The organism is Actinomadura sp. NPDC048032 (assembly GCF_040653175.1).
In the GTDB taxonomy this organism is placed as follows: Bacteria; Actinomycetota; Actinomycetes; order Streptosporangiales; family Streptosporangiaceae; genus Spirillospora; species Spirillospora verrucosospora.
Genome location: NZ_JBEZJP010000829.1, coordinates 1 through 1,083 on the forward strand (window position 1 = coordinate 1; position 1,083 = coordinate 1,083).

Annotated in this window: 1 pseudogene; it reads right to left on the reverse strand. The window is 67.3% G+C overall.

Annotation, left to right across the window (positions count from 1 at the left end):
• Positions 1–1,083: pseudogene (locus AB0C69_RS42540) on the reverse strand (LuxR family transcriptional regulator); the annotation flags it as partial.

A 1,083-nucleotide genomic window follows, 5' to 3' on the forward strand; every position in this document is an offset into this window, starting at 1 on the left:
GTGGCGGCGTTGTCGATGCGCCGGTCGTACTGGTGCAGCTCGTCGTGGACCTTGAAGAATCTCGAAGAGCCGAGTGCGCGCCGGACTTCTTCCTCGCAGGCGTCGTGGTACCGCACCAGGTGCCCGTACCCGGAGAGGGGAGCGCCGAGTGCGTTCCACAGGGCTTGGGCGATTCCCAAGAAGCTCGCCGCTCGCGCATGCCGCCCCTCGGTGGCGTCCACCCAGGCCAAGACCTCCAAGTTGAGGCCCATACCGAAGGGGTCCTCCAGGGAGCGGTTGGCGCGCAGGCTGTCCTGCTCCAGCGCGGTTGCGCGGGCCGTGTCGCCTTCCAGCCATCTCTCGACGCCCAAGGCCATCATCGTGTACGACCGATGCCAGGTCTCCCCGTGGGCGTCACAAATGGCGAGCCCCTCTTCACCAAGCGAGACGGCGGCCGCCGTCTGGCCCAGATAGGAATAGGCGAGTGAGAGGCGAACCAGGGCGAGCACGTGGCCGACCGGGTCGCCCGTAAGGGTATGCCGGTCGATGCCCTCCTGGTACAGGACGATCGCCGTCTTCACGTCCTGACGACCCATGGCGACCATTCCGGAGAACACGGCCACATAGCCGAGCACGTGCTCGAGACCGAGTCGCTCACCGATCGCCTTGCTCTCCTCCAGCATCTCGGCCGCGGTGTCGAGGTCACCCTGGATGATCGCCAGCCAGCTGGCGCACCACAAGGCCCGGGCGCGAGGCTCGTCGGCAGCGGGGGCGCGATCCAGGGCCCGGTCGATCCAGTGCCGTCCTTCGGTCAGGTAGTAGCTTGTGATCCAGTGGTAGAGCAGGTCGGCGACCATGCCGAGTGCCGCGCGGCCGCCGGAGCGGTCGGACAGGTAGTGCTCCAGGGCGGCGCGCAGGTTGCTGTGCTCCACTTGGAGTTTGCTCAGCCATGCGATCTGGTCAGGGCCGAACAGGCCGGCATCCGCCTTGGCCGCCAGCTTCCGGTAGTAGTCGCGATGGCGGCCTCTCAACTCGGCATCTCGCCCGGATTCGACCAGCCGTTCTCGGCCATACTGCCGGAGCGTCTCCAGCAGCCGATACCGG